The following is a 7,199-nucleotide window of genomic DNA, read 5'->3' on the forward strand; positions in this document are numbered from 1 at the left end:
GCTGCCCGGCACCGCGTTCGTGGACCTGGCGGTCCATGCAGGCGACCTTGCCGGGTGTGGTGTGCTGGAGGAACTGACGCTCCAGGAGCCGCTGGTCCTGCCGGGTGCTGGTGGGATGCAGTTGCAGGTCCGTGTCGGCGACAGTGACGGCGGCAGTGGCCGGCGAACGGTGACGGTCTCCTCTCGTGAGGGGGAGGGCGAGTGGGTGCGGAACGCCGTCGGTGTGTTGGCCCCGGCTGACGGTGAGCCTGTCCCGGATCGGCTGTCCGTGTGGCCTCCGGCGGGTGCGGTGGCGGTTTCGGTTGACGATGCCTACGAGAGGCTGGCTCGGCGGGGTTATCAGTATGGGCCGGTGTTCCAGGGGCTGCGGCAGGTGTGGAGGGCCGGGGACACGGTCTATGCCGAGGTGGAGCTGCCGGAGGGTGTCGAAGCTGACGTTGCCGGGTTCGGTCTGCATCCTGCCCTCCTCGACGCTGCCCTGCATGCCCTCATCACTGCCAGCACTGACAAGGGCAATGGTGGGGGGACGGGGTTGCCGTTCGTGTGGTCAGGGGTGCGGCTGCTGGCGGGCGGTGCGCGTCAGTTGCGGGTGGTGCTGGCCCGTGGGTCGGGTGGGGTCTCGGTGACGGCGTTTGACGGTGTCGGTCAGCCGGTGCTGGCGGCGCGGTCGTTGGTGCTGCGGGAGGCGTCGGCTGGTCAGCTCACTGGGGCCGGTGGGCAGGTGCGGCAGTCGTTGTTCACGGTGGATTGGGTTCCGCTGCCGGCGCAGGCTTCGGCGGATGCGGTGCAGTGGGTGCGGCACGGTGGGGCCGAGGTGGCTCCGGTGGTGGTGGCTCCAGTGCCGACCGCTCCGTCGGGGATGTCGGCGCCGGAGGCGGCTCAGTTGGCTGCTGCGAAGGTGTTGGGTTGGGTGCAGGAGTGGCTGGCCGATCCCGAGACCGACAACGCGCGGTTGGTGATCTGGACCAAGGGCGCGGCCACCGGGCAGGACCTGGCCGGTGCCGCGGTCGTGGGCCTGGTGCGTTCGGCGCAGTCGGAGCATCCGGGGCGTGTGCTGCTGGTCGACGTAGACCCGGCCACCGACCTGGACCCGACCCAAGACGCTGACGTGGACACCGTCCTGGCCCTGGCCTTGGGCGCTGATGAACCCGAGGTCCGCATCAGTTCCGGGGACGGTGAGGTAACGGTGCTCGGGCGTCGGCTGGTCCGGGCGGGTGCGTCCGGGGATCTGGTGCTTCCCGCTGGTTCGGGTTGGCGGGTGGAGGTGGCGGAGCCGGGTGATCTGGGCAGTGCTGCTGTGGTCGATGCTCCTGAGGCGGGCGTGGCGTTGTTGCCGGGTCAGGTGCGGGTGGGTTTGCGGGCGGCGGGTGTGAACTTCCGCGATGTGGTGGCCGGGCTGGGAATGGTTGCGGACGGCCGGATGCTGGGTGGGGAAGGCGCGGGGGTGGTGCTGGAGACCGGCCCCGGAGTCATGGACCTGGCGGTGGGTGAGTCGGTGATGGGTTTGGTGCCGGGGTGGGGGCCGGTGGGGGTGGTGGACAGTCGGCTGGTGGCTGCGGTGCCGCGGGGGTGGTCGTTCCAGGAGGCCGCATCCGTGCCGGTGGGGTTCTTGACGGCGTTTTATGCGCTGCGGGATCTAGCTCAGGTCCGTCCGGGTGAGCGGGTGTTGATCCATGCCGGGACCGGCGGTGTGGGCACGGCTGCGGTGCAGTTGGCCCAGGAATGGGGGCTTGAGGTCTTCGCGACCGCAAGTCCGGCGAAGCAGGCCGCGTTGCTGGCGATGGGCATCGATGAGAGCCACATCGCGTCGACGCGGGATCTGGCGTTTTGTGAGCGGTTCTTGGCCGTGACCGGTGGCGCCGGCATGGATGTGGTCGTCAATGCTCTGGCGGGGGAGTTCACGGACGCGTCGTTGCGGTTGTTGCCGCGTGGTGGGCGGTTCGTCGAGATGGGCAAGACCGATATCCGTGATGCCGAGCAGGTTGCTGCGGCCTATCCGGGAGTGGTCTACCAGGCATTCGACCTGATGGACGCCGGCGAGCCGCGGATCGCGGAGATGCTCGCGGAGCTCGGCGTGATGTTCGAGGCCGGGATACTGAAGCCGTCGCCGGTGACGTGCTTCGAGCTGTCGCAGGCCGTGGCGGCGCTGCGTCATCTGCAGGCCGCCCGGCATGTGGGCAAGGTTGTACTGAACGTCCCCGCCGCCTGGGACCCGCAGGGCACCGTCCTGGTCACCGGCGGGACCGGAACCCTGGGCGGGGAACTGGCCCGGCACCTGGTCACCGTGCGTGGCATGCGGCACTTGGTGTTGTTGTCGCGGCGGGGTCCGGCGGCGCCGGGGGTGGCTGGTCTGGTTGCGGAGTTGTCTGAGCTGGGCGCGGGCGTGCGGGTGGTGGCCGGCGATGCCGCCGACCGTGGGGCTTTGGCGTCCGTGCTGGCCAAGATCGCAGGCGACCGGCCGTTGACGGCGGTGGTGCACGCCGCGGGGGTGATCGACGACGCCACCGTGGAGTCGTTGACGCCGCAGCGGATGGCACCGGTGCTGTCGGCGAAGGCTGACGCGGCCTGGAACCTGCACGAGCTGACCGAGGACATGAGCCTGGCCGGGTTCGTGTTGTACTCCTCGGCTGCGGCGGTCATGGGCAGCGCGGGGCAAGGCAGTTACGCGGCGGCGAACGCGTTCCTGGACGCCCTGGCGGTCTATCGCCGGGATCGGCATCTGGCCGGCCAGTCGCTGGCGTGGGGCCTGTGGGAACAGACCTCGGAGATGACCGAGCAACTGGAGGGCGCGGGCCTGTCCCGTCTGCGCCGCGGCGGCATCGAGCCGTTGACGACGGAGCAGGGTCTGGCGTTGTTCGAGGCCGCGGTTGCGTGGGGTGCGTCGTTGGCGGTCCCGACCCGCCTCGACCTGACGGGGCTGTCTCGTGGAGGTCGGCCGGTGCCCGCACTGCTGCGGAGTCTGGCCGGAGGCGCTCCCGCCCGCCCGACCGCATCCGTGGCCGCGGATGCGGGTGGCCTGGCAGCCCGGTTGGCCGCGCTCAGTCCGGCGGACCGGGAGCAGGAACTCCTGCGGACTGTCCAGGCCGCCACCGCTGTCGTGCTGGGCCATGCCCGACCCGGGGACATCGACCCTCAGCGGGCCTTCCGTGACATGGGCATCGACTCACTGACCGCGCTGGAGCTCCGCAACCGGCTCGCGAGCGAAACCGGCCTCACCCTCCCCGCCACCCTGGCCTTCGACCAGCCGACACCGGCCGAACTCGCCCGCTACCTGTACGTGGAGATCACTCCGGACGAAGTTTCGGAACCACCCGTTTTCATGCAGCTCACCCAGCTCGAATCGATTCTTTCCGAAGTGCCGGCGGACAGCGAAATTCGCGCCAATATCACGGCTCGGTTGCGGGTGGTGGTATCGAAATGGATGCGAGGCCAGGAGCCGGCGGCGGAGAACACCGCGGCGCAGAAACTTGAGTCGGCGTCGGCTGATGAGGTCTTCGACTTCATCGCCAAGGAGCTGGGAGTGTCCTGATCCGATGTGAGGGATGACGTAGTGCGAGAAAATCCTCAGCTACCTGAAGAACGTACCGGCCCAAGTGCATGAGACCAACGCACCCCTGCGGAAGCTAGGGTGATGCGCCCGAAACGGCGGGTCTGAGTCCGTAGGAAGACTCATGGCGTCTCGGGGCCCTCGTGCTGTCGAAGCTGCGCTGTCCCTCGAGGAGCGTGCGGAGTTGGCGCGCTGGGCGGACGGCGCGGCTCCGGCAGCGGCGGGTTTGGCCGTTCCAGGGCGAGCATCGGCATCCAGGCGAGGTCCGCATAGCGCCAGGGCCAGGGCCCAGGCCGGGATCCGTCCGCCGCAGGCCAGTTCGGCGAAGGCGTCCATCAGGGCGACGCGGTCGAGAGGCTTGCCCTTGAGTCCGTATATGCGTCGGCGGCGCGGGACATGGTGGTCGCCGCCCGTCACAGCGGACAACAACCACCATGGCCGCGCCTCAGCGCCTCAGCGCCTCAGCGCCTCTGCTCGGATGCGCCGACGGCTACTCCGTCAGGAACAGGGTCCGGCTCGGGCAGGTCTCGACGGCGGACCGGGCCCTCTGCAGGGCCTCGTCGTCCGCCGGGGTGTCCTGGAGGACGATGACCGTGCCGTCCTCCTCGCTCTGATCGAACGCGTCGGGGTCGGTCATCACGCACTGGCCCGCTCCGACGCACCGGTCGGGATGCGCCACGATCTTGGTCATGCCAACTCCTCCCATGTCACGGGTACCTTGTGGATGCCGTAGTAGAGGGCATCGCCCTTGTAGGGCAGCTCGTCCGCGGGCATGGCCAGCCGCAGCGTCGGAATCCGGCGGAAGAGCGTGTCGAAGACGATCTGCAGTTCCATCCGGGCCAGGTTCTGTCCGATGCACTGGTGGATGCCGAAGCCGAAGGCGACGTGGTTGCGGGCTCCCCGGTCGAGCTTGATCTCGTCCGCCTCGTCGAAGGCGGACGGGTCGTGGTTCGCCGCGTTGCTCAGCGCCAGGACGGGGTCGCCGGCCCGGATGGTCACGCCGCCGATCTCCACGTCCTCGACGGCGACACGGGAGTTGCCGAACTCGACGACGGTGAATATCCGCAGCAACTCCTCGATCGCGGGCAGGGTACGCGCCGGGTCCTCGCGCAGCGCCGCCAGATCCGCCGGGCGCTCCAACAGGGCCACCACGCCGAGCGAGATCATGCCGGCGGTGGTCTCGTGCCCGGCGACCAGCAGCGAGAAAGCCAGTGGCAGGACGTCCTCGGGGTCGTTGCCCTGGGCGAGCTGACGGCCCAGCAGGTCGTCGGTCGGCTCGGCGGCCTTCTTGGAGATCAGATCCCTGAGGTAGTCGCGCAGCTCCAGGCGCGCCTGCTTCCTGTCCTCGGCGGTGAGGGAGCGGCTCACCATCGTCGAAGTGCGGGCCTGGAAGAAGTCGTGGTCCTGGTAGGGCACGCCGAGCTGCTCGCAGATGACCAGGGAGGGCACCGACAGGGAGAGGGCCTGTACGAGGTCGGCGGGGCGCGGCCCGGCCAGCATCGCGTCGATGTGCTCGTCGACGATCTCCTGGATGCGCGGGCGCAGGTCGGACATACGACGCACGGTGAACTCGCCGACCACGGCCCTGCGAGCGGGACCGTGCTCAGGCGGGTCCAACTGGCTGATCGATCGGCGCATGGTGTTGGCGCGCAACTCGCGGGTGAACCGGGGGAAGTTCGGATCCCGGCGGTTGACGCTGAAGCGGGGGTCCGTGAGCATGGCCCGGATGTGCTCGAGCCGGCTCAGAGCCCAGGCGACCTGGCCGCTGGGCAGGGTGACCTGGGATATCCCGGAACCGGTGTCCCGGATACGGGCGTGCTCCTCCGGGGGCGCGTACGCGCAGCGCCGGGTGGTCTGCAGGGCGGGAGCGGTCAACGAAAAGCCTCCATCGCTCAAGATCGAATCCAAGCGGACTGAACGGGTTATCGGTGGCGAGTGGCACCGCCTTGCTCGGCCGTTGCGAGTGCCGGCGGCCTTGGCCCACTTGCTGGTGGAGATGACGCCGAGTGCGAGCGCGGCGCGTCCGCAGCCTCCGGGACGGGCCCGGGGGCGGCGTGGCTGGACGCCAGATCGCGCGGGAGAGGACCGAAGGGCAGCAGCGCCAGCCCGAGTGGGAAGATCCCCCGGCGGCCGAAGCGGTCGGCCACGGAGCCGGACAGCAGCAGCAGGCAGGCCATGGCCACGGAGTAGGTGGAGACCTTCCCATGCCGGCTGCCGACAGGGACGTGGCGGTCCCTGCTTATCGACGGAAATGCCACGTTGACGATGATGAGTTCGCTATCGGTCACGCCCACGCCGAAACAGCAGATCGCCGGCATCAGCCGGTGGTGAACGGGGCGTGATGGGCCGGTCATCGCGGCGCCGACCCCGGGGTGCTTACTGCACTCATGGCGGATCCTTGAACAGATTCGACAGAGTCCCCAGCGAAACGGAGAAGGTTTTCACATCACTTTACAGAGACCCCATCCCTTTACGCAAGGATGCTCGAATGACTGACCATCAGCCTCCCAAAAAAAGGAGCTGCCCCGGCCCGCAACCGCCGGCGGATCCTCGACTCGGCACGCGCCGATTTCGCAGTCACCGGAACCGAGACGACCATGAGTGGGATCGCCCGGAGATCCGGGGTCGGCCCGGCAACCACGTAGCGCAACCCGGCAATCTTTGACCGCAACCTCGCGATCCGCCACGAACTGCTGGACACCCGCCTGTCGACGGGATCGGCGCCGCGCAACAGCCCTCACGGCGCCGCGCCTCACGCCCTCATGACGGTCGGCAGAGGCCCGGTTCGGGGCGGGGCGGGCTGGGGCGGGGTGGTGGGGTTGGTGGCGGCGTAGCGGTGCCGGTCCTGTCGGGTGGTCAGGGGTCAGGGCGGTTGGGCCGCATCGTTGTTGCCGGTGCCGGTGCCGGTGCCGGTGCCGGTGCCGGTGCCGGCGACGTCGTCGAGGCTGTCGCCCGGTTCCCATGAATGCGTCGGCTCGTCCGGTCGGGTCTGCGAGGGAGGCGCCAGATCGGCTGCCGGGCCATGGCCCGGCTTCACCCTGGTCCGCGGTGCCACACGGTCCGCGGCGACTTCCGCCGAGGCCTCCAGGTCGGCCGGGTGTCGCTGGCCGGGCAGACTCACCAGATCGGGCAGCACAGGTGCGTGCTTAGGGCGGTGGCCGCGGTGGGTGTTTCTGCTGTCGGTTGTGGGTTGGTTTCCGGGGGTGTCCCGGGTGCGGCGTATGGGCTGGTCGAGGGTGTCGGCGAGGTCGGCCTCGTGCTGCTCTTTATCACCGTGGTGGCCATGGAGAGCAAGTTTCCTGACGTGTCGCCAGGTGTGGTCGTTGAATGGCTGGTGGACGTGGTCGCGGTGGATCCAGGGGATCTCGGTGGGGTCGTGGTCGGGTAGGCGGATCCAGGTCTGGCGGGGGCGTGGGGGTTGTGGTGGATCTCCCATTTCCCGCTCCGGCCGGCGACGGGGGAGGGCTGGCGGCGGTGGGGGGGGGTGAGGTGGTCGGTGTCGTAGGTGTGGTGGTGGATGTGGATGTGGATGTGGATGTGGATGTGGATGCCGGAGGCGGTGATGGCCTGCCGGTGCACGGGTAGCGGTTCGGGGTAGTCGCGGCTGGTCAGGGGGGTATGGGGACGTGTCTGGCGACGGCGATCGGGTCTG

The 7,199-nt window shown here is 69.4% G+C and carries 5 protein-coding genes; 2 read left to right on the forward strand and 3 right to left on the reverse strand.

From position 1 onward, the window contains the following. Window position 1 precedes the first annotated feature (1 nt). Window positions 2-3,529, forward strand: a complete 3,528-nt coding sequence (locus WA788_RS34835; protein ID WP_335984383.1) for an SDR family NAD(P)-dependent oxidoreductase — start codon at window positions 2-4, stop codon at window positions 3,527-3,529. A 508-nt stretch (window positions 3,530-4,037) separates the two neighbouring features. Here the strand turns inward: WA788_RS34835 and WA788_RS34840 are convergent. The 3 genes from WA788_RS34840 to WA788_RS34850 all read right to left on the reverse strand — a co-directional run bounded on the left by WA788_RS34840 (window position 4,038) and on the right by WA788_RS34850 (window position 6,683). Continuing rightward, window positions 4,038-4,238: a ferredoxin gene (locus WA788_RS34840; RefSeq protein WP_335984384.1), complete on the reverse strand. Its 201-nt coding sequence runs from the start codon at window positions 4,236-4,238 to the stop codon at window positions 4,038-4,040. After that, window positions 4,235-5,422 (reverse strand): cytochrome P450, encoded by a 1,188-nt coding sequence (locus WA788_RS34845; protein ID WP_335984385.1) that lies wholly within the window; start codon window positions 5,420-5,422, stop codon window positions 4,235-4,237. The genes WA788_RS34840 and WA788_RS34845 overlap by 4 nt, the downstream gene beginning before the upstream one ends. Before the next feature lie 988 nt (window positions 5,423-6,410). After that, a complete protein-coding gene (locus tag WA788_RS34850; protein ID WP_335984386.1) occupies window positions 6,411-6,683 on the reverse strand; it encodes a hypothetical protein in 273 nt (90 codons plus the stop codon). Window positions 6,684-6,701: 18 nt separating this feature from the next. Here WA788_RS34850 and WA788_RS34855 point away from each other — a divergent pair, with 18 nt between their 5' ends. Next, window positions 6,702-6,935, forward strand: coding sequence for a hypothetical protein (locus tag WA788_RS34855; protein WP_335984387.1), 234 nt, complete (start codon window positions 6,702-6,704; stop codon window positions 6,933-6,935). The last annotated feature ends 264 nt before the right edge of the window (window positions 6,936-7,199 follow it).

This window comes from Streptomyces sp. CA2R106, from assembly GCF_037034245.1.
GTDB lineage: Bacteria > Actinomycetota > Actinomycetes > Streptomycetales > Streptomycetaceae > Actinacidiphila.

Excerpts from the sequence above, each read along its gene's own strand:
- WA788_RS34840 (WP_335984384.1), bottom strand. The coding sequence starts at position 4,238 with ATGACCAAGATCGTGGCGCATCCCGACCGGTGCGTCGGAGCGGGCCAG.